The sequence below is a fragment of the Maribacter polysaccharolyticus genome, assembly GCF_028882255.1.
Classification (GTDB): domain Bacteria; phylum Bacteroidota; class Bacteroidia; order Flavobacteriales; family Flavobacteriaceae; genus Maribacter_A; species Maribacter_A polysaccharolyticus.
Genome location: NZ_JARBUY010000011.1, coordinates 7324 through 9075 on the forward strand (window position 1 = coordinate 7324; position 1752 = coordinate 9075).

The 1752-nt window shown below is 49.1% G+C and carries 1 protein-coding gene; it reads right to left on the reverse strand.

Annotation, left to right across the window (positions count from 1 at the left end; translation table 11 throughout):
- A partial coding sequence (locus tag PHU20_RS19835) for a beta strand repeat-containing protein (protein ID WP_274827152.1) occupies nt 1-1752 on the reverse strand: 1752 nt, incomplete at both ends.

Below are 1752 nucleotides of genomic sequence, written 5' to 3' on the forward strand. Positions count from 1 at the left end.
GTGATTCCGGTCTTGGCGGTGTTGAGTGCAATGGCATCGTTTTGTGTAAGTTGTTCGGCTTCCAAGGCATCGATGTCCGTGGCATTGGTTGCAATATTGGTTGTGTTAACGGTAATCCCTGAAATATCCTGATCTCCGGTGTTGATTCCGGAGGTATTGGCGATAATGTCCGCTTGTTCGGTGGTGATCCCTGTCTTGGCGGTGTTGAGTGCAATCGCATCGTTCTGCGTAAGTTGTTCGGCCTCCAAAGCATCGATGTCAGAAGCATTGGCTGCTATGTCGGAATCATTTGCGGCAATCGCAGTTGCATTGGTTGCAATATTCGTGGCGTTTACGGCAATCCCTGAAATGTCCTGATCCCCGGTATTGATTCCAGAAGTATTGGCGATGATGTCTGCCTGCTCGGTGGTAATCCCGGTTTTGGCGGTGTTCAAGGCAATGGCGTCGTTCTGGGTAAGCTGTTCCGCTTCCAAAGCGTTGATGTCAGAAGCATTGACTGCTATCCCTGAAATATCCTGATCTCCAGTGTTCACTCCAGAAGTGTTGGCGATGATGTCCGCTTGATCGGTAGTGATCCCGGTCTTGGCGGTGTTGAGTGCTATGGCATCGTTCTGCGTAAGTTGTTCCGCTTCCAAAGCATCAATGTCAGAAGTATTGGTTGCAATGTCCGTATCGTTTGCAGCTATCGCAGCGGTGTTGGCAGCGATTTCGGAATCATTTGCAGCAATCTCACTTGCATTGGTTGTAATATTGGTAGCATTGACTGCTATCCCTGAAATATCCTGATCTCCGGTGTTGACCCCGGAAGTATTGGCGATGATGTCTGCCTGCTCCGTGGTGATCCCGGTTTTGGCGGTGTTGATTGCAATGGCATCGTTTTGGGTAAGTTGCTCGGCTTCCAAGGCATCAATGTCCGTGGCATTGACTGCAATCCCTGAAATATCCTGGTCGCCGGTATTCACTCCGGAAGTGTTCGCAATGATGTCCGCTTGTTCGGTGGTGATTCCGGTTTTGGCGGTGTTGAGTGCGATGGCATCGTTCTGTGTAAGTTGCTCCGCTTCCAAAGCGTCGATGTCCGTGGCATTCACAGCTATGGTAGAAGCATTGGTAGCAATGTCGGTGTCATTTGCAGTAATCTCACTTGCATTGGTTGCAATATTGGTCGCATTGACTGCAATTCCTGAAATATCCTGGTCTCCGGTGTTGATTCCGGAGGTATTGGCGATAATGTCCGCTTGTTCGGTGGTGATCCCTGTCTTGGCGGTGTTGAGTGCAATCGCATCGTTCTGCGTAAGTTGTTCGGCTTCCAAGGCGTCGATGTCAGTAGCATTATTTGCAATGTCGGTATCGTTGGAAGTTATCGCAGTGGTATTCGCAGCGATATCGGAATCATTTGCGGCAATCTCACTTGCATTCGCACTGATTCCAGCAACATTGGTAGCAATATCGGTCGCATTGACCGCTATTCCCGAAATATCCTGATCTCCAGTGTTGATTCCGGAAGTATTCGCAATGATATCCGCCTGTTCTGTGGTGATTCCGGTCTTGGCGGTGTTGAGTGCAATGGCATCGTTTTGGGTGATTTGTTCCGCTTCCAAGGCGTCGATGTCCGTGGCATTCACAGTTATGGCTGAAGCATTGGTAGCAATGTCGGAATCGATGGAAGTTATCGCAGTTGCATTCGCACTGATTCCAGCAACATTGGTTGCAATATTTGTGGCATTAACTGCTATTCCTGAAATGTCCTGGTCT